This is a genomic window from Desulfosporosinus sp. OT (genome assembly GCF_000224515.1).
GTDB lineage: Bacteria > Bacillota > Desulfitobacteriia > Desulfitobacteriales > Desulfitobacteriaceae > Desulfosporosinus.
In genome coordinates, this window is record NZ_AGAF01000120.1 from 44,312 (window position 1) to 63,193 (window position 18,882).

The window sequence follows — 18,882 nt, forward strand, 5'->3', positions numbered from 1 at the left end:
CCTTAAAAGCCCAACGCTTTAACAAAATAGTCCTGAAAGCGTGGATTTGTGGAAAGCTCTAGAACCTCTATCCTGTTCTTCAATTCCTGGATCTGGAACATCACACCTTTATTGATCAGGGCCAAACGGGCTCCTTCCGCCGAAGAATTACCAACAAAGTTTATCTTCCCTTTAAACCCTTTGGGCAGGAGACCGATTTCTCGAATACTATCTGGATTAATATGATATCCGAAGGCCCCAGCAATGACCGCTTCTTCTATAGTTTCGAGAGGGATGCCTGCTTCTTCGAGAAGCAGAGTAACGCCTGCGGAAATAGCACCCTTAGCCAGTTGAATCTGGCGGATATCTGTTTGGGAAATGTAAATTTCCTCTGTGAGATAAAACTTTTTATCCCGAACCCTATCTTTGATTCGAGGGTCAGGGCTAGGATTAAAGCGCCCGCTGGCCAGGACTAGTTTCCGTTTGACCATAGCCGCAGTGATATCTATCAATCCACTCCCGCAGATTCCCTTGGGTTGAGCAGCGCCAATCGTAGTAAAATGAAGATTAAACGAATTATCTATTGAAAAGGTATCTATGGCTCCTTCTTCCGCACGACAACCACACGAAATGTTCATGCCTTCCAAGGCCGGACCGGCAGCAGTCGAGGTTGCAATGAGTCTACCTCCAAGATTAGCCACGATTTCACCATTTGTTCCAATATCTAAGAAAACTGCCGGGTAGTCTTTTTTGTCAAAGGCTGTGGCAACCACACCAGCAAGGATATCAGCCCCAACATACCCTGATGCTGAAGGCAAAAGGGTTACCCTTCCTTCCGGACAAATCAGTATTCCTGCCTCCCTAGCTTTCATGTCAACTTGTTCAAGAAAGACTGGGCGATAGGGCGCTCGGGCTATGGACCCGGGGTAAATACCCAAGACAAAGTGCAGCATAGTCGTATTACCAGCTATCACTACCTGGTAAACACGCTCTGTTCTAGCAATGCTACCAGTAAGGTTTATCACCAATTCATTTAGTTTTCCTAAGATTATTTCCCTTAGTTGCGCTGGCCCATGGGGATTATCGAGACAGTAACTTATCCGTGATAAGACATCTCCCCCGAACTCTGTTTGAGGGTTTAGACAGGACTGTTTCTGGAGGATCCCCCCGGAGGTCAAATCCAGGAGATAAGCGGATATTCCTGTCGTACCTATGTCAATAGCCACTCCCAGGATTTCGTCAGGCCCGAAACCCAGGTCAACAAGGTCGTTGTCAACTAGGACACCATAAACGGGATTGGCATTGGCTCCCCCCTGTTCCAGCCCACCCGCCTTCTGATAAATGTCCACCGAGCCAAAGTTATAGGGTAGACTCTCTAGGTAGGGCTGAGCTGTTCTTTCGAGAGGTGGTAACAAGACTTGTTTAACGAAGCTGTCGATTACAACTTCGATTGCCAAACCTTGATTTATGGTCTTGAGCTGGTTACCTTTAGGGGGTAACTCAATCCAAACCTCACCCTTTGCTCTGGCGAGACAGGCCAAACGAATGTTCGGGGCATTAATAAACCCACTTTCCAAATCCTCAGGAGGGTAAAGGTCACCCCAAGCCTTGATTCGGCATTTGCCGCAAAGACCTAAGCCATTACAGGGAGTCTCCAAGACCAGACCCGCTGCCCGAATACATTCAGTAAGCCGCTCTCCTTCGGTAACTTCTATTGTAAGATCTTCTATTGCATGGTCCTCTTGGGTGAAATGCACCTTAACCATCTTAATTGTAAGGACCTTCTTTCACGTAATCTGTCATGGCTTTGAGATTACTTATCGACGTTGCCATGCTAAGACCACAAGCGGGAGCAACGATATCAACCTCTGACTGGAGCGCATTGCGAGTGATGGACACAATTTTCGCTTGTTCCCCGGTGTGCAGAAGTTGGGTACTTACATTGCCCATAAGTCCCGTTTTCAGTCCCTCTCGAGCGTTCTTCATGTTGACTATAGAATCAAAGCTTACTGCATTAGCGTTAACCTCATTCAGTGATCCGATGAGGTTCGTGGCATTACCACAAATGTGAAGGATGACCGGTATGCCTTCCGTATGAAGAGCATTGATGATTTTATGATAGTAAGGAAGCGCAAACTTCTGAAAATTGCGTGGTCCCAGTATTTCTCCTGTAGCCGTGGGATCCGATATGGAAATTACGTCAGCCCCAGCCTTGACCATCTCCAATGCGTATTTAACAAGATAGTCATTAATAAAGGTCAGAAAACTGGCTGCCCGTTCAGGGTCCCGTCTCAGCATTTTAAACATTTCTAGCGGATCAATGACTGAGGATGCAGTACTGATATGTCCTGAGACATTACCAATAACAGGAATCTTGTCGTTTCTGAGTTGACGGATCGCCTCTAAAATTACCCCCATTCTGCCACTGGTAACATCTGCTTGGGAGTAGTTTTCCATGATCGTTTCCAGGGGATCGTCATTATACCGGGTAACTCTCGGTTCGATAAAGTTATCTCCTATATTAACGCTGGCACCTAATGTTTCAACTTCAGAAGTTAGGCAAAATGGCACTCCATAATTTTCAAAGCCCGTTAGCTCATTAATTTTTTGCGCAGCACTTACCATGGCTTGCGAACCTGAGTGATGACCGCCCCCTACTTGATCGGATATCTCCGTAACACAGGCACTCATCATGCCTCCTGGGCAAATAACGGGAGGCCGGTCAACCCGGTCTCCCTTCAGTGCGGTTAATAGACGTACTTTTTCATCCAAGATTATTCACCTTCTTTATACTCATAAAGACCGTGACTCCGAGCCACATCAAGCATCGCCTGAATATGCTCGAAAGGCACTTTATTACCCGTTTCGCACCCTGTGGAGAGGATGAAGGCAGGGGTATAGCCTTTCATAGTGTCGATAGCCTCAACACAGACTTTTTCAATTTCTTCCACGGGTCCAAATAGGAGTTCGTTGGCAGGATCAATATTACCAAGAATGAGTGCTCTGCCAGCAACCTTTTCCCGAGCGATCGTGAGATCGCATTTGTCGATACTAATTACATCAGACCCGGTGTCGGTCATCTTGTCTATAATCTTGTGAGTCTTACCACAGATATGCAGCGGAACAAGTGCTTGGAGCTCGTGGGATAAGTCCACAAGTTCTTTAATATAGGGAAAAGCAATTTTATCAAACATTTTGGGGCTAAACAGACTGCCGGAAGCAATAGGTTCTAGGATAATAGGCATAGCACCGTAACGAACGATTTCTCGAATTAAGTTTTTGCAACTGTCAGTAGCCATTCTTAAGAGGGTATGGCAAAGTTCTGGATCAGAGTAGGTATCGCGGGCAAAAGCTTCTACACCTCGCAGTGTGGCAGCGGTGGAAACGGGTCCAGAAAAGCAAACAGAGATAAAAACCTGGTCGCCTACTTCTTTATTAAGGATCTCCAGTGCTTCGTAGTAAACAGGCAGTTGACCGTCATTCTTTTCCGCAACTTTGATTTTACTTAAGTCATCCCGAGAGTTAATTATGGGAACCTCACAATTAGCCGGTTCATTCTCAGAATAATCCAGTTCAGCCCCCATAGCCTCAGCCACGTAGGAACAGTTCGTGAAAAGATAAATCAAATCATAGCCAAATTTCTTGAACGCAGCAAGATGCGCTTCAGCCATAACCTTGCCATCGAGTTGAAATTCTTTCACAGTTTTGCCAATGAGTTGAGCAGTATTTGTCGTTACAATAGGCATGCAGATAATTCTGTCGAGGGGTTTTCCGGTTAGGAGAGCCATAACCCTTTCTTTGGGGGTTAAAATATCTTCCCTGACTAACATATTAGGCCCTCCCCATCAGTTCTTTGGCTTTTCTCACAGCTGAGCTGGCATCATTTGCGTAAAGGTCAGCTCCGATTTTATCGCAAAAGGTCTGTGAAATAGGCCCGCCGCCAATGAGAACTTTGTATTTGTCCCGAAGATTTCTTTCCTTTAAACGATCTATGACAGTTTTCATTCCATCCATAGTCGTGGTCATCAAAGTAGACATGCAGATCATATCACTTTCAACTTCTTCAGCTTTATCAATAAATTGATTAAGAGGCACATCACGTCCAAGATCGTAGACTTCGAAACCCGAGGCTCCCGATAAAATTCGAACCAAGTTTTTACCAATATCATGGGTATCCCCTTCGACAACCCCAATGACTATCTTGATGGGTTTTTCCAGGGAATTTTTGTCTAGATGAGGATTCACCACATCAAGACCAGCGTTGAAGGCATCTGAGCACATCAAGACCTCTGGAAGGAAATATTCTTCTTCCTCATATAACCTACTGACCTCTTTCATGCCAGTGACTAAGCCCTCTGTAATCGTTTCATAAGCAGGTATGTTCTGTTGTATAGTTTCCTCGGCCAGTTCTGCCACTTTTTCAACTTCAAACTCTACCAAGGCGTGTGAGATTTCTTGAAACAATGTTGCTTTGTCCAATACTGTTACCTCCAATATTATAAATATCCTTATGATTATATATTATCATAAGGATATCTATATAGTATAGAGAAATATTGACAGTAAATAAAAGGCTATGCTAGCTAATCTTAATGAATAACTACATAGCCTCCAACGCCATCTCACTTCACTGTGTTACTTCAACTTGCCTTGAACACTTAAAGCGTAATTAATATATTTCCTATCCTCAAATATGTCTTGAACAGTCAAAGGTACATATTCTTTAACGTACCTACCGACATCCGGCGTATAACAGTATTTGGTGAAATTATCCTGTTTGTCTATCCTAATGGTTACGGGCATATTGTCAACCACTTCAGAACCATCTTCGCCCGGCAGGATACGTTCATACATCCAACTCTGTACATGGTACTGAGCTGGTGATTCGTTACCTATTTCCCTAAAGTGGTCTAGAAAGTATTGCGCATCTTCTAAAGTCTCAATAGTATTCATTATTACAACTCCCTTTTACTTTTACTTGTACTCTACAACAAACTTCATTATCAGAAATATAAACTTCCTAGGTAGGCAGTGCGGATTCCTCTCATACTTAACTGTCCCGAATTCCTTCCCCCCTTAAATTGCTATTATCGACATAATACCACATGACATATTCAAAGAGCAAAATGTTGTTTGTTTTCTGTTATCTATATTTGTTTAAGCCGGATCTAGTTTGGTCAAAGAAATTCTTGACTTGCATAAATACGCGCCGAATAGAGGTTAACAATAGAGAGTTATTAGTTCACTTTAAAAGAATATCTTCAAGCTTTAGACCTTTCGGGAAAATATTAACGCCCCAGCAATTAACATTTTGCTGAGGCTTTTAATATTTTTATAAAATAATCATGTAATTAATCCAGTCTGCGAAATACCTCAAGAGAATAAGTTAATGTCAGTGGCTCCAACATATCTGACTTACCTTATTCTCAAAACTCCGCCCAATTGGCTGGATAGGTGGCATAAAACACTTTGCAAAACGTTGGCGAAGAAAAGACTACCTTGCTTCCCTTCGGAATATAGAGCACGTCACCTGCTACAGCGTGGAACATTTTGCCCTCCACCTCTAGAACAAACTCTCCTTCTATGACGTAATCCACTTCATCATAGTTTAGAAACCAGGGTAATCTGGAGTGGTCAAACGTCATAAAGCCGGAAGCGAGGTTCCCAACCCGTGCATCAATAACATCCACCAGTCCAACCTTTTGCCCAGGAGGAGCTTCTAAAAAGGGCTGAATAACCACGTTTTTACCGACCACATGGGTCGCTCTAGGACTCTCACAGGCAGGTTTTAAGACCTCACTCAGAATTTTCTGCACGGTTTTTTTAAGGTCATCGTTTTGATTTTCAGCACCAGTAACGTCAGAAGTTACCTGTAGTTCGTTTAGATAATTTGCCGGTTGTCCTACCGATTGACCGATAACACTCTGGCTGACGATTTCTTGTCGTCCTTTGGTGATCGTAATCCCTAACTCTTTGGCTAGATCTTTAGCTGAAGGAGTCAGTACACTGTTGTCTTCTAAAATGATATTTTTATCCACTTTGGCCATATCCCGTAAAACCGATTCCGAAATAAAACGCCCCATTGATACACCTCCCTTTTCGATGTTCGAGGTTCGATATTCGTAGTTCGATTCTAAGTTACGAACATCGTACATTTCGCACATCTTACTTCTTGCTTCTAACTTCTAACTTCTAACTTCTAACTTCTAACTTCTAACTTCTAACTTCTAACTTCTAACTTCTAACTTCTAACTTCTAACTTCTAACTTCTAACTTCTAACTTCGCGCATCGTACTCGTGCTCCGCTATAACAAACTCTCAATGAGTTGCTTCGCTGGACGCGGTATGACGACTTGACGAATGAGTAGTCCCTTATCACTTGCCAAGGCACTCCCAGCTCCGACAGCGGCTTTTACGGACGCGACTTCGCCTGTGAGAATTGTGTAACTCTTACCGCCGATCCCAAAGGCAAGATGAAGGAGTAAAGGCTCAACATTGCCTGCTTTAACTGCCTCATCTGCTGCCTCAATCAGGGAAGCTACGCTATAGGTTTCAATGATCCCAAGTGCTTTAATGTCTTTTAAGGTATTCGTGCCACTGATTGCTGGTAAAATCGAGGGATGGACATTGGGAATCACGAAGTAATCCACTACGGTTTCTGCACCTAAGTCCCTACCAGCATTCACCGATTGTTGAACACTAGACACATCTCCGCTCACCAAGACAATATATTTTCCGGGGCAAGTGGTTTTCGCCACTAAAATGTTGACGTCTGCAGTTTTGGCCATGATATCCGCGCATTCTATGCCTTGAGCAATGCTTGTAAACTCAACCAACCCAATTGCATGGATCATTTTGCAGCACCACCTTTCCGTAGGGTTATCATTTGGGGCGTGATTTGAACCACTGTTCCGTTAATACTAGCATGGACCTTAGCACCTAACGATCTTTCCGGTATTTCTCCGATGATTTGGCCTAGCTTTACGACCTCTCCTAGTTTGACCACTGGAACAGCCGGTGCTCCGATATGCTGTTGAAGCTTTAGCTTCACTTCGTCCGGTTCATAGATCTCTAAGGATAAAGGTGCCTCCTGGTACCACGGGTGCAATCTCAAACGTTCCACTAAACGGGACGATGGAATTAAGCGATTCCTGGCCATCGGGTCTTCGTTTCCTAGGTCTCCTTGATAGCTAATGCCCTTGGCACGCAGCTCTGCTTTCAAGGCGCGATTCACTCTAAGCGGAGAGATTCCCACCGGACAAGCATAGGCTTCACACACACCGCACTCAGAACATGTCAGGGCGCTTGTCAACATCAACGGATCTCCAATATTTTTGTAATTCATCGCCCGGATGAGTAAATGCGGCGATAATTCGTGACCGATCATGTGTCGAGGACAAAGCTCTGTACAAAAGCTACACTGTTCACACACCGTTTTGGCAATGCGCAAAACCGTTTCAAAGGACATACTTTTTCTTTTGATAAGCATGTGATCACTCGGTAAGGCTATTAACCCTCCGGTGGTCTTGGTTACCGGGAAGGAAAGGTCGGTAATCAGCGTACCCATCATCGGGCCTCCATTGATATACGTTATATCCTCTTCCTTACCTCCACCGGCGAGATCGATGACTTCTCGCAGCGAAGTACCAAGCGGGACCGTCACGGTGATTGGATTTTTTACCGCCCCATTGACCGTGAGGGTACGCGTCGTAACAGGCTCGCCATCAACCGCTTTAGCCACATTGATCAAGGTCTGAACATTATTCACTACTACCCCAATATTTAAAGGAATTCCACCCGGGGGGACGCGCCGACCAGTAGTTAACCAAATCGTAATGACTTCATCACCCGCCGGATAGATATCCGGCAGGATCGCGATCTGGATTTTATCGGTTAAATAGGGCTCCAAGGCAGTTAACGAAGCTTTATACTTAGCCTTCAACGCGATAATCCCTTTTTGAGCACCTGTTGCCTCCAGCGCTAATGTTAAACCTTTAACAACTTGCTCTGGAAAACGTGCTGCCAACTGTTGGTCTGTTTTCAACATTGGCTCACATTCTGCAGCGTTCACCACTACAATCTCTGCCTGCGCGGAAAGCTTGACATGCGTTGGAAAACCTGCACCGCCTGCACCAACAACCCCAGCCTCCCGAACATTCAGGCTTATATCTTTCGTACTTATATCTTTCATTCTTTCACCTACTAGCTTACGCTTCAAAGGTTTCTTTGTCGATAATGCCTACGATTATGGCATCTATAGGTATGTTATTATTCGCCAAACCCTGTCTAGCAGAAGAACCGCTGGCGATCATAACAATCTCATCTTCTCCAGCTCCGATCTGGTCCGCAGCGATGAGAGAATTTCCAAGCTCCGTTAGCCTTGCTGTCCCATCTGCATCATAGGAGAGGGTTACTGGTTGGACGACAAGAAACTTCAGACCACGCAAGGATTCTTCTTTTCGCGTTGACCACACATTTCCAATGACGCGAGCCAAAATCATTGTCTTCCTCCCTCCATCTCCTGACGCAATTCGATGCGACGCATCTTCAAAGTATCTCGGGCCAACGGAGAAATGACCGTTAATCGTTTCACCAAAACGATTGATTCTTCTGGAAAACCATAAGCATCTTTATCCGCTAAATACTTCTTTGCATAGCGAATCGGTTCCCGTGAAGGTACCTCCTGCTCCAGGGGCATTGATCCCGAGTCATAATGGCCTGTTTGACAGGATTGATCGCGTTTCGAAACGCCAGGCTCCTCAACAGAAACGACTTTCCCTTTGCCCGTAACCAGTCTTTGCTCGACCAAAGACGCTCTGTCCTGGCCCTGGTCCTTAATCATGGTGCACTCATCTCCTAAAGTTGAATACACCATGACACCGTAGGACTGTACCTTCTGAATATATCCTTCATAGAGTTCAAAGTACGCTGGGGGCGTCTGCAGGGTCAATCCGAGGTACTCGGTCACTAACTCAATGGATTTGCCTTGAGTCAGTCCACGCCCGATCATCTCACTAATAGGGTTATCTCGTAAACCTAAGGCGGCTTTAGCAAGGGTATTTAGAGAACACGCCGGGATTATGATTCTTTGCCAATTATCTTTGGCATAAGCATCCTGAGGTGTAATCCAGTTCATCCCCTCGGGTAATTCAGGGTTGAACTTAAAAACGCTTTCACTGGGTAAAATGTTCAGCGTGCATTCCGCTCCAAAGCGTTTCTTTACCGTCTTTAAGACCCGTTCGAAATCCGGGACAAAGTTCAATAGAACTAACCCCTCCGGCTTAACCGCCATTGTTTCTTCGTCAGTTCCTTGCATTAGGCTTTGAAAGGCAGGTTCGGATAGGATACGGCGCACGATTTGGTTGATAAGTTCTTCATTCATGGCTTATACCCCCATGAGCAGACCCTGGCTCTGTGGCTCAAGAAATGCTGCATTAGCCTCATCCACATCTAAGTGCATCTCCTTACGGAAATGTTCACTGACTCGTATTAAAACGTCTTCAAAAATCATTGGGCGTTTGCTTTGGACTTTAACTCGAACCCGTTCCCCATCCTTCAAGGACCATTGCTGGGCATCATCGCTGTGTAAGTGAATATGCCGACTGGCGACCATCACACCAGACTCCAGTTCAACGTTCCCTAATGGCCCGACAATTTGAAGACCGGGAGTTCCATCATGTTGCCCTGAATCTCGAATAACGGGCTTTATCCCCAACTTATAACAATCTGTGACACTAATTTCTGCTTGTGTGCTTTTTCTTACGGGCCCCAACACACGTACCTTTTCCAGGCATCCTTTAGGGCCAACCAAGGTGACCGTTTCTTTGGCTGCAAACTGACCCGGTTGGGAGAGCTCTTTTTGTAAGGCTAAGGCATAGTTATCTCCGAACAGGATGTATAAATCGTCTTTTGAGAGATGTATATGACGATTCGAGGTTCCAATGGGAACTCTTTTCTCCAGTTGAAGCCTACCTCGAACTTCACAGGCTAAAATATATAAGGCACTAGACAGCCGATTTAAAGCCTGGATCAGGTCAGTACGACTGCATACCCCCAAATCATCGGTGAATGCCCGGTTGGCGTAGAGTTCAACTTCTCGTGACTTCGCTCTCAAATGATGGAGCTTAGACACCACTTTCCCATGGGTATAACTTAACGGTGTGTGTTCCACTCCAAAATACTTCTTGGGATTATGAGACCGTTCCCGTAGTTCCTCTGGTTTCAGTCCAATGAGGGTTGCCCATTGAAACGGTTCGTCTTTGACTTCACTGACCATGAGTTGTCGGGCGAAGGATGAGATTTCCTCTAATTTAAGAGTTAACCCCTCTTCGCCCTCTTGGGCAAAGAAACCTTGGGCCTCGACCAATTCACACTGAAACAAATCGAGTTGTCCTCGATAGGCAATCACCGGGTGTGTTTTGGTAACCAAGGCTCCAATGCGCAGATGAGTCATGTGTTCCGGTTTAACGACCGAGGAATTTTGACTTTGACAAGGGGCATTTAGCTTTTCTTCGAAGGATTTTTGCTGAACGGCCGTTTGCTGTGCATTGGAAATTGTCCTTTGGTGACTAGTGAGAATCCTGTTTCCTTCAATTCGGACATCGATTCCCTTGGACCGGATAAAGTCCCACGCAGAAGGCGTTATCACGCTCCCTTGCGGTAACGTGATAATTCTATCCTTGGTTTTGTGCCAATTGGCTCTTAATTCATACTCCGTGACGATCAAGTCCTCACCTCATTACAGAAGTCAGAGGTCAGATGCCAGAGGTCAGATATCGATATCTGATTTGACCTATGGTGGAGTTGAGTCTCCACTGAAGCTCCGATCTTTTCTTTAGTAAAATTTCAGATTATTTTTCACCGTAGCTTTTATTATCGGCAACCGGCAAAATGTATTCGACGTCCTTATGCGGGCGCGGAATAACATGCACACTGAGAAGCTCGCCCACCCGCTGAGCGGCTGCCGCTCCGGCATCCACTGCTGCTTTTACTGCACCGACATCTCCACGAACCATTACTGAAATCAGTCCTCCTGAGACATGCTCTTTTCCGCAAAGCGTCACGTTGGCCGCTTTTAACATTTGATCCGCAGCTTCGATCGCCGGGATTAAGCCCTTGGTTTCTATCATTCCGAGTGCGATTACACTTCGATCTTGTGCCATCTTGTTCCCTCCTCAATTCGATGCGCATGCTCGTTGCGCAATCTTGATCTATTTTTTTACGTTAGCACTTGATACTGTTTAAATGCTGCATGACTTGTTTGATAATTTCTTGGACCAACTGGGCATCGACTTGTGAAGTTTGGCTCAGAGCTACTTGAGCTGTCCCATCAACCTTCATCGACTCCACCGGTTTGCGTTCGGGTATCCGTTGATGCCAGGCGACCCTTTTAATGTTGAGCAAGTGGAGTGGGGTAACATTTTCTGAAACACTCGATCCTGCCCAAGTTCCACACCCTAAGGTAAAGGACGGAGACAAACCCGTTGTCGCCCCAACTCCTCCCATAGCTGCGGGAGTGTTCACCAGCAACCGATTAATAGGTTTTTTTAACGCGAATTCCCGGATAATCTCTTCGTTATTACAGTGAATCGCTAAACTATGACCAATTCCGCCAGCCTCTAAAAGTTGAAGGCAACGCTCACATCCGACATGCCAATCCGCAACTCGATAAAAGCCTAGAACAGTCGTGAGTTTCTCATACGATAAGGGCCATTGCGACCCAACACCTGACAGGGGAGCAGCCAAACATTTCGTTTGATCTGGAATAGAAATTCCCGCCAGCTGGGCAATAAATTTCGGGTCCTTACCCACTACTTTGGGGTTAACCCCTCCATTTGGTAATATAACAACCTTAGAAACTTTTTGGACCTCTTCGGGATTAAGAAAATGCGCTCCATTCCGCTTGAGATGCGTTATAAGTTCATCGGCAATGCACTCTTCCGCCACGATAGCTTGTTCCGAAGCACAAATCGTTCCATTATCAAAGGTCTTGCCCATCACGATGTATTCGGCAGCCTTGGGCAGGTCTGCACTCCGTTCGACAAAGGCTGGTACATTTCCCGGTCCAACTCCCAGAGCTGGCTTTCCACTACTGTAAGCTGCTTTAACTAAGGCACTTCCGCCCGTCGCCAAGATCAAGGCCACACTTGGATGTTTCATTAGTTCCGTTGTTGCACCCATCGAAATATTCATGATACAGCCTATAACACCTTCTGGTGCTCCTGCCGCGACAGCGGCCTGATGCATAAGTTTAGCCGCTTCATTCGTACAGCGAACGGCCGAAGGATGTGGCGAAAACACAATCGCATTGCGAGATTTCAAAGCAATCATCGCTTTGTAAATCACCGTTGACGTGGGATTCGTAGTGGGTATAATACCCGCGATCACGCCTACGGGCTCTGCTATTTCCCAAATTTTTTGTTTGTTGTCCTCGCGGATAATCCCGACAGTTTTCATGTCTTTAATCGACTCATAAAGCGTCCGAGATGCAAAATAGTTCTTAAAACATTTGTCGTTGTAATTTCCCATCCCTGTTTCTGAAACGGCCATCATGGCTAACCTCGCTGCATTCGCTTCCCCAGCCTCGCGCATCACGTCTATAATATGATCCACTTGTTCCTGCGTGAAGTTCATAAGGGCTTCTTGGGCTTTGCGGGCAGCTCGAATTAAATTTCTTGCTTCTTGTAAGGAGCATAAATCACGATCAAGTTCCATTACAAAGCTGCGCCTCCCCTTCTTCTAGAATTTAAGACCATTTTCCACAACATCCATCACCGAGCGTTGAAAGGCCTCACAGGCGGACTTACACGCGCTTTGCGATCCAGTTAACAAGCCGCCACCAAAGTTAGTTTCCGTCGGTGGTCCATAGAACGCTTGCATGGTGACTTCTGCAGCTTTTAGAGCTGCGTCCATTCCGTACATAGCCTCAATTGGCGGGGCAATCAGATAAGCTAGAGGTTGACCTTCCTCAATTCCTGCAATCTTGGAAAGGTAACTCCCCGTCCGAGAAACCGTGTGCGGAAACCAAGCTGTTTTACCCCCATCACACGTATAGAAAAAACAATCATTTTCTAAATGGTCGATACATGCGTCAATACCTGAACGCACTTCTGCAGGGCTCGGGCCGGCTAAAATTCCGATAATTTCTCCCGATAACGGGCCTGATGCACGGGCCGCGCCGCAATAGAAACTTTTCGCATAGACGACGTCAACCTCAGCTTTTTTGGTTGCTTCATCTAAAGCAACGTAGGTGCAGTCATCAATGTCTGCTGTGATCATGCCAATGGAACGCTGATAACCCGTTAGTCCCAACTTTTCAGCCAAATCCGGAGCGACATTGGCAATTAACCTAACCGCTAAAACCTTAGGTTTAATAGGCTCAATCATGGTAACCCTCCCTTTTAACGACGGAAGCTTTCGCTTATCCCCGACGGATTATTTCGTGGTCTCAACACTTTTTGTTTTAGGCTTCTCTTCAAAGACAGGTAACTTTGGTAAAATCGCCTCAAGTTCTGGATGTGGACGAGGAATCACATGACAACTAACGAGTTCTCCAACCCGTTCAGCCGCCGATGCTCCGGCATCTACTGCTGCCTTTACTGCTCCAACATCTCCACGTACCATGACAGTCACTAACGCGCCTCCAACCTTTACCTTACCAATTAAGGTCACATTAGCGGCTTTAACCATGGCATCTGCCGCCTCTATCGCCCCGACGATTCCCCGGGTTTCAACCATTCCTAAGGCAACGAGATCTTCTCTTGTAGCCATTATGTTATCTCCTTTCACTCACTCTATTTAGCCCTTCTACTCTAGCTTCACACCCGACGCCTTCACATCAAGAATCTTTTTGATCAAACTCGCGAGATGAGCTCCAGCTTCCGCAGCGGGAGTCCCACCTTTATGAATATTGCTGATCACAGTCCGCTCGCTTTCAACCATACCTTGCCTCGGATTATATCCCATATAGGCACTCATGCTTTCAGCGGTTCCGAGACCCGGTCGCTCTCCGATGAGAATCACAGCAACTTCCGGTTTCAGTTCCTCACCGATCGTATCCATCACGGCAACCCGACCACCCCGAACGAAAATAGTCGTTCCTAGTTTCACACCCATGCCCTCGAGGCCCTGGGTTAAAGCTGGGAGGAGATTGGGGATGTTGGCTTCAACTGCTTTACTGGAGAGCCCATCAGAAACAATAATTTGAACCATGGCACCTTTTTGACACCCTTGACGAAGAATCTCTAAATTTTCGGCATCAAGTTTTCTTCCTAAGTCCGGTCGCGTGAGATATTCATCCTTCGACTGACATAGACTTTGGACAGAGACCATGCCATACTTAGCCGGAAAATCTTCCGGAACTTCACCAAGCACGGAGTCTTGTGCTATCGCATGATCTGCGCGAAAACGAAGTAACGTATCCGTCAGAGGACGGGGGCCGCAGCGCCAAACACCTATCCGAGCAGGTGTTGAGAGCTTCATCTCAGCATATAGCGCACTATTAGCGGGACTTGGAACTTGTAAATAGCGCTGCAAGTCGATTTCCGCTAAATCTGTAATCTGACATTCGTCCAAGATCGGTGCGGTTGCCTGAGAGCTGGCAGAAGGTTGACTCTTTCCCTTCCCCATATCTTTAAGCATCTGTTCCACGATCAGGCGAACATTGTCTTCTAAGCTCATTTTCTTATTCCCCCTTACCTCGTGAAAATGGTAGCATCACCGGCACGTGCTGTAAGCTTACCTTGAGCTAGTATCCCCATCGCTTCCGCCCAGGCTTCAAACTCAGGTAGCGGTCGAAGGTTAAACAGTTCTCTTAAGGTAGCAATGTCATGGAAGCTCGTCGTCTGATAGTTCAGCATGACATCATCGCCCATGGGAATCCCCATGAAATACGTGCAGCCTGCCGCTGCTAAGAGAGTCGCTAGATTCTCAATATCGTTTTGATCAGCCTTCATGTGGTTGGTGTAACAAGCATCGACCCCCATAGGCAACCCGGAAAGTTTCCCCATAAAATGGTCTTCGAGCCCTGCCCGCGTCACTTGACGTGTGTCATAGAGATATTCCGGTCCAATAAAACCAACAACAGTATTTACTAAAAAAGGATTATAGTGACGGGCTAAACCGTAACAACGCGCTTCCAGGGTCACTTGATCTGCACCATGGTGGGCCTCAGACGAAAGTTCCGAGCCTTGCCCAGTTTCAAAATACATGATATTAGGGCCTGTTGCCCGACCCTCTTTTAACCCGAGAGCATAAGCCTCGTCAAGAATGTCTTTACTAACTCCAAACGCCTCATTACCTGTTTGTGATCCAGCAATCGATTGGAATAACAGGTGAACGGGAGCCCCTTTTCTCAGGGCCTTAATTTGGGTGGAAATATGCGCTAGAACACAAATTTGGGTGGGTATCTTCCACTCCTCAACAAACTGATAAAGAGTCTCCAAGCTACGTATGGTTGCGGGCATCGAATCATCGACAGGATTGAGTCCAATCACTGCGTCTCCAACTCCATAGGACAACCCCTCGCGCAAACTAGCCAAAATCCCCTCAACTCCATCGGTCGGATGATTGGGTTGAAGACGGGAAGCTAGGCAGCCTGTTTTACCAATGGTTGTGTTACAGTGGGCAAGATTTTGTATTTTAGCAGCTCCTAAAATCAAGTCAAGATTGCTCATGAGCTTGGCAACAGCAGCGACCATTTCTGAAGTGAGCCCACGACTAATCCGCTGAAGGTTTGAGCCTGTGGTATCTGTTTTGAGAACATACTCTCGGAACTCTGCAACAGACCAGTTTTTGATCGAGTGATAGATCGGTTCATTGACATCGGCATCAATAATGCGCGATACTTCGTCATTCTCAAGCGGTACGACTGGGTTCAGACGTAAATCTTCCAAAGTCAGTTCCGACAAGACTCGTTTTGCTGCGATCCGCTCTGCGGCGTCTTCGGCCGCAATTCCGGCGAGAATATCTCCGGACTTGATCTCATTTGCTTTCGACAGAACCTCTTTTACATTTTTAAAGACAAAGGTTTGACCAAAAAGGCGTGTCTTTAGATTCACGATTTCACATCCCTTCTGTGGACAATTCTTAACGGGCGAATACCAAGGTTTTGACAATCACAGGCACAGCATCTTCATGCGGTAACGGTTTAGCAATGTCCAGAAAATCACCCAAAGCGAGCTCTATTCCATCCAAACAAATCAGTGGAACCGAAGGAAGAAGTCTCTGCAGTGTTTGTCCCAAGACTTTGGCAATATCTTGTTGCACGATGATCACTTTAGGCTCTCCTTTTATTATGGGAAGCTCACTAGCCAAAGCTTCGGCGAGAGTACAAATTGTTTTAAAATCAGTATTGGGCAACGCCGGGACAACTAAAGCAACCGTTCGGTATAGAGAATCATTATAATTCTCCGCCGGCTTAAGCCAAGAGAACATTCCCAAGGCCCCCACTTCCGGGTATACTGCCGGAACATTCCGCAAAGGGAGTGAATCCTTACTTATCGTTATGGTTGAACCCGATACATTCACCGTATGCGCTCCAGCACCAAGCACCGTTGCATGGATCGTCTCCGACCCCTCATGGACAGAAAACGATGAATGAATACGACTTTCCCTGAACGCTTCTGCCAAAAGAGGCCCGACATCCCCATGGATCCACCATTCCTTGATCCCTGGTAGATAAATATACTTGGCCACTCCTCCTGAAAAAACCACCCCGTTGAGCAAGATATCCGGTAGCGTATTGGTCATCACAAGGGGCCTGTCCTGGGCGAGTAGAGGTTCCTGAAAGATGACCCGTTCGACACATTCCACCATAGCCTTGAGGCACTTTCGGATCACGAGCACTTCGTCTTCGCTTGGCTCTAAGGAGCCGCTCGGATAACAGTGATTCATGACCGTCTGGCCCGGAGCGGAGATATAATTTAAGTGGTGTGTTAACGGATCAACTTCAAATAGTCGACCGCCAACATTGATACACGCCGTACCGATGCACTTGCCGCGATCAAAATAGGCAATATTCGTGGTTCCTCCGCCGATATCGATGTTGGCAATACATGCATGTAAGCGCTTGGAGAGCGCCTCGGCTCCCGATCCTTTACCGGCAATCACACTTTCGAGATCTGGTCCGGCCGTCGCCACAACAAAATCTCCGGCATAATCTGCCAAGGAATGGATGATTTCCGAGGCGTTCTCCTTTTTCGCAGTCTCCCCGGTAATAATTATGGCGCCGGTATCGATCTGCTCAGGCTTCACTCCCGCCTTCTCGTATTCTTTGGCAATGATCGCACGTAACGCCGCACCGTCAACGTGTTGTCGATCTTCAAACGGAGTAATATACACGTTTCCCATATACGTAATGCTTTTGTGGCTAATCTCTACTTTGGGTACTTGACTGCCAGGCATTACGTTGACCAAGGTAAGCTGCGAAATGACCAATTGCGTAGTCGTTGTTCCTACATCAATCCCCACACTGACTAATGCCATCTCTTTTGCCATGATGCTACCTTAGGTATCCAGTTCATCTAAAACGCCGAACTCTTCTTCAAATGGCCGAACATGCTTGTTTCCCCAAATAAAGTAGTACGCGATAGCGATGACATAAACAAGAGCCGCCCATTTCAAAGCTGGTACACTTGAAATAATGACACTTATAGTCAGAAAAATGCCTATCAGAAAGCTAATGACCGGGATTACTGGATACCATACTTTAAAGGGTCTTTTGAGATTGGGTTCTCTGGAGCGTAAGACAAACAGACTGATTAGGCTAAGCATATAAAGTGCAACCGAGCCGATAACTGCAATGGTAATCACGATTGCTGTCTGACCCGTGAGAACAACACCCAGTCCAACAAGTCCAGGAACTAACAAGGCCCAGACTGGAGTATGACGTTTAGGGTCGACATACGCGAGGAATTTAGGCAAATAACCAGTTCTAGCCATCGCATAGGTCTGCCGGGAATACCCTACTATAATTCCATGCAGGGAAGCTATTAAACCGAACAAACCTATGATATTAACCAACATGACAATCGTGCTATTTTCACCGAAAACTTGGGCTAAAGCAATGGGCAATGGAAAATCTACCGCTGAGACTAAGTTGTAATCGGCAATACCTGCCGTCAGGAAGAGGGTTAGGAAGCCCATGATCATCAAAGTTCCCATACCGCTCAGAAAACCTTTAGGGATATCCTTCTGCGGATTCACCATTTCCTCCGCAGCCATGGCTCCGCCTTCAATGGCGAGATAGAACCAGATGGCAAAAGGTACGGCTGCCATAACCCCTTTCATACCGAAAGGAAGAAGCGGTGCTGTCATAACACGAGCCATAGAAAAGTGAGGGGCTGCAGCAACCCAGTAAATAGCTAAACCAGCTAAGGCAATGACTGTGAACACTAGTTCTACCATTGCTGAAGTTTTCATTCCCAAGTAATTAATAAAGATAAAAAATAAGAAAGCGGCAACCGCTGCAGTTACTGTCGGGACGGACGGGATGAGAAAGTTAATATACCCACCGACAGCCAACGCAATGGCGGGAGGAGCAAACACAAATTCAATTAAACAGCTGATACCATTCATATACCCCCAAAAAGGTCCCATTGCTCTGCGTGCATAGGCAGAAGGCCCACCGGCATGGGGTATGGACGTTGCTAACTCTGAGTAGGATAAAATAAACGTGACATAAAAGATCGTAACTGGTATCAATGCCATGGCTAACCCCATAGGTCCACCTGCTCCGAACCCATAGCTCCAGCCAAAATAGTTACCCGAGATTACTAAGCCGACTGCGAGAGCCCATAAGTGAATTGGTTTTAATACTCTGGATAAATGTGGATCTTCACCGGTTCCGTGTTTAGTTTCAGTAGTCACACAAAAGCCTCCCCTTTATTTTTTTAGTGCATTCCT

At 46.2% G+C, this 18,882-nt stretch carries 19 protein-coding genes; all 19 read right to left on the reverse strand.

The window, feature by feature from the left end; all coding sequences use genetic code 11:
• Nucleotides 1–2: 2 nt before the first annotated feature.
• Nucleotides 3–1,745, reverse strand: a complete 1,743-nt coding sequence (locus tag DOT_RS11040; RefSeq protein WP_009618326.1) for an ASKHA domain-containing protein — start codon at nt 1,743–1,745, stop codon at nt 3–5.
• Nucleotide 1,746: 1 nt separating this feature from the next.
• Nucleotides 1,747–2,751, reverse strand: a complete 1,005-nt coding sequence (locus DOT_RS11045) for a uroporphyrinogen decarboxylase family protein (RefSeq protein ID WP_009618328.1) — start codon at nt 2,749–2,751, stop codon at nt 1,747–1,749.
• A gap of 2 nt (nt 2,752–2,753) precedes the next feature.
• Nucleotides 2,754–3,809: a uroporphyrinogen decarboxylase family protein gene (locus DOT_RS11050; protein ID WP_009618330.1), complete on the reverse strand. Its 1,056-nt coding sequence runs from the start codon at nt 3,807–3,809 to the stop codon at nt 2,754–2,756.
• A 1-nt stretch (nt 3,810) separates the two neighbouring features.
• Nucleotides 3,811–4,458: a corrinoid protein gene (locus tag DOT_RS11055; protein WP_040411893.1), complete on the reverse strand. Its 648-nt coding sequence runs from the start codon at nt 4,456–4,458 to the stop codon at nt 3,811–3,813.
• A gap of 156 nt (nt 4,459–4,614) precedes the next feature.
• On the reverse strand, nt 4,615–4,932 hold the full coding sequence (locus DOT_RS11060; protein WP_009618334.1) for a hypothetical protein: 318 nt from the start codon (nt 4,930–4,932) through the stop codon (nt 4,615–4,617).
• Between the two features lie 473 nt (nt 4,933–5,405).
• Nucleotides 5,406–6,062, reverse strand: coding sequence for a cupin domain-containing protein (locus DOT_RS11065; RefSeq protein WP_009618336.1), 657 nt, complete (start codon nt 6,060–6,062; stop codon nt 5,406–5,408).
• Nucleotides 6,063–6,284: 222 nt separating this feature from the next.
• Complete coding sequence (locus DOT_RS11070; protein ID WP_009618338.1) at nt 6,285–6,833, reverse strand: BMC domain-containing protein; 549 nt, start codon at nt 6,831–6,833, stop codon at nt 6,285–6,287.
• Nucleotides 6,830–8,170: a 4Fe-4S dicluster domain-containing protein gene (locus tag DOT_RS11075; protein WP_009618340.1), complete on the reverse strand. Its 1,341-nt coding sequence runs from the start codon at nt 8,168–8,170 to the stop codon at nt 6,830–6,832. Before DOT_RS11075 ends, DOT_RS11070 begins: the two co-directional genes overlap by 4 nt.
• 16 nt (nt 8,171–8,186) lie before the next feature.
• Nucleotides 8,187–8,480: a EutN/CcmL family microcompartment protein gene (locus tag DOT_RS11080; RefSeq protein ID WP_009618341.1), complete on the reverse strand. Its 294-nt coding sequence runs from the start codon at nt 8,478–8,480 to the stop codon at nt 8,187–8,189.
• The gene (locus DOT_RS11085; RefSeq protein ID WP_009618343.1) at nt 8,477–9,361 is read right to left on the reverse strand and encodes a flavoprotein; all 885 of its coding nucleotides are present in this window, start codon (nt 9,359–9,361) and stop codon (nt 8,477–8,479) included. The genes DOT_RS11080 and DOT_RS11085 overlap by 4 nt, the downstream gene beginning before the upstream one ends.
• A gap of 3 nt (nt 9,362–9,364) precedes the next feature.
• Nucleotides 9,365–10,705 carry a phosphate propanoyltransferase gene (gene pduL / locus DOT_RS11090; protein ID WP_009618345.1) on the reverse strand — a complete coding sequence of 447 codons (1,341 nt, stop codon included), beginning with the start codon at nt 10,703–10,705 and terminating at the stop codon, nt 9,365–9,367.
• A 124-nt stretch (nt 10,706–10,829) separates the two neighbouring features.
• Nucleotides 10,830–11,141, reverse strand: a complete 312-nt coding sequence (locus DOT_RS11095; RefSeq protein ID WP_009618347.1) for a BMC domain-containing protein — start codon at nt 11,139–11,141, stop codon at nt 10,830–10,832.
• A 61-nt stretch (nt 11,142–11,202) separates the two neighbouring features.
• On the reverse strand, nt 11,203–12,693 hold the full coding sequence (locus DOT_RS11100; RefSeq protein WP_009618349.1) for an acetaldehyde dehydrogenase (acetylating): 1,491 nt from the start codon (nt 12,691–12,693) through the stop codon (nt 11,203–11,205).
• A 24-nt stretch (nt 12,694–12,717) separates the two neighbouring features.
• Nucleotides 12,718–13,365 carry an ethanolamine utilization microcompartment protein EutL gene (gene eutL, locus DOT_RS11105; RefSeq protein WP_009618350.1) on the reverse strand — a complete coding sequence of 216 codons (648 nt, stop codon included), beginning with the start codon at nt 13,363–13,365 and terminating at the stop codon, nt 12,718–12,720.
• Between the two features lie 48 nt (nt 13,366–13,413).
• Nucleotides 13,414–13,749 (reverse strand): BMC domain-containing protein, encoded by a 336-nt coding sequence (locus tag DOT_RS11110; RefSeq protein ID WP_009618351.1) that lies wholly within the window; start codon nt 13,747–13,749, stop codon nt 13,414–13,416.
• A 36-nt stretch (nt 13,750–13,785) separates the two neighbouring features.
• Nucleotides 13,786–14,658 carry an ethanolamine ammonia-lyase subunit EutC gene (eutC, locus tag DOT_RS11115; protein ID WP_009618352.1) on the reverse strand — a complete coding sequence of 291 codons (873 nt, stop codon included), beginning with the start codon at nt 14,656–14,658 and terminating at the stop codon, nt 13,786–13,788.
• A gap of 14 nt (nt 14,659–14,672) precedes the next feature.
• Complete coding sequence (locus DOT_RS11120; protein ID WP_009618353.1) at nt 14,673–16,037, reverse strand: ethanolamine ammonia-lyase subunit EutB; 1,365 nt, start codon at nt 16,035–16,037, stop codon at nt 14,673–14,675.
• A 28-nt stretch (nt 16,038–16,065) separates the two neighbouring features.
• Complete coding sequence (locus tag DOT_RS11125) at nt 16,066–17,475, reverse strand: ethanolamine ammonia-lyase reactivating factor EutA (RefSeq protein ID WP_009618354.1); 1,410 nt, start codon at nt 17,473–17,475, stop codon at nt 16,066–16,068.
• 9 nt (nt 17,476–17,484) lie between these two features.
• Nucleotides 17,485–18,846 carry an ethanolamine permease gene (eat, locus tag DOT_RS11130; protein ID WP_009618355.1) on the reverse strand — a complete coding sequence of 454 codons (1,362 nt, stop codon included), beginning with the start codon at nt 18,844–18,846 and terminating at the stop codon, nt 17,485–17,487.
• Between the last annotated feature and the right edge of the window lie 36 nt (nt 18,847–18,882).

Excerpts from the sequence above, each read along its gene's own strand:
- DOT_RS11100 (WP_009618349.1), bottom strand. The coding sequence starts at position 12,693 with ATGGAACTTGATCGTGATTTATGCTCCTTACAAGAAGCAAGAAATTTA.
- DOT_RS11070 (WP_009618338.1), bottom strand. The coding sequence starts at position 6,833 with ATGATCCATGCAATTGGGTTGGTTGAGTTTACAAGCATTGCTCAAGGC.
- DOT_RS11050 (WP_009618330.1), bottom strand. The coding sequence starts at position 3,809 with ATGTTAGTCAGGGAAGATATTTTAACCCCCAAAGAAAGGGTTATGGCT.
- DOT_RS11065 (WP_009618336.1), bottom strand. The coding sequence starts at position 6,062 with ATGGGGCGTTTTATTTCGGAATCGGTTTTACGGGATATGGCCAAAGTG.
- DOT_RS11085 (WP_009618343.1), bottom strand. The coding sequence starts at position 9,361 with ATGAATGAAGAACTTATCAACCAAATCGTGCGCCGTATCCTATCCGAA.
- eutL (WP_009618350.1), bottom strand. The coding sequence starts at position 13,365 with ATGATTGAGCCTATTAAACCTAAGGTTTTAGCGGTTAGGTTAATTGCC.
- DOT_RS11080 (WP_009618341.1), bottom strand. The coding sequence starts at position 8,480 with ATGATTTTGGCTCGCGTCATTGGAAATGTGTGGTCAACGCGAAAAGAA.
- DOT_RS11110 (WP_009618351.1), bottom strand. The coding sequence starts at position 13,749 with ATGGCTACAAGAGAAGATCTCGTTGCCTTAGGAATGGTTGAAACCCGG.
- DOT_RS11095 (WP_009618347.1), bottom strand. The coding sequence starts at position 11,141 with ATGGCACAAGATCGAAGTGTAATCGCACTCGGAATGATAGAAACCAAG.
- DOT_RS11075 (WP_009618340.1), bottom strand. The coding sequence starts at position 8,170 with ATGAAAGATATAAGTACGAAAGATATAAGCCTGAATGTTCGGGAGGCT.
- DOT_RS11125 (WP_009618354.1), bottom strand. The coding sequence starts at position 17,475 with ATGGCAAAAGAGATGGCATTAGTCAGTGTGGGGATTGATGTAGGAACA.
- DOT_RS11040 (WP_009618326.1), bottom strand. The coding sequence starts at position 1,745 with ATGGTTAAGGTGCATTTCACCCAAGAGGACCATGCAATAGAAGATCTT.
- DOT_RS11060 (WP_009618334.1), bottom strand. The coding sequence starts at position 4,932 with ATGAATACTATTGAGACTTTAGAAGATGCGCAATACTTTCTAGACCAC.
- eutC (WP_009618352.1), bottom strand. The coding sequence starts at position 14,658 with ATGAGCTTAGAAGACAATGTTCGCCTGATCGTGGAACAGATGCTTAAA.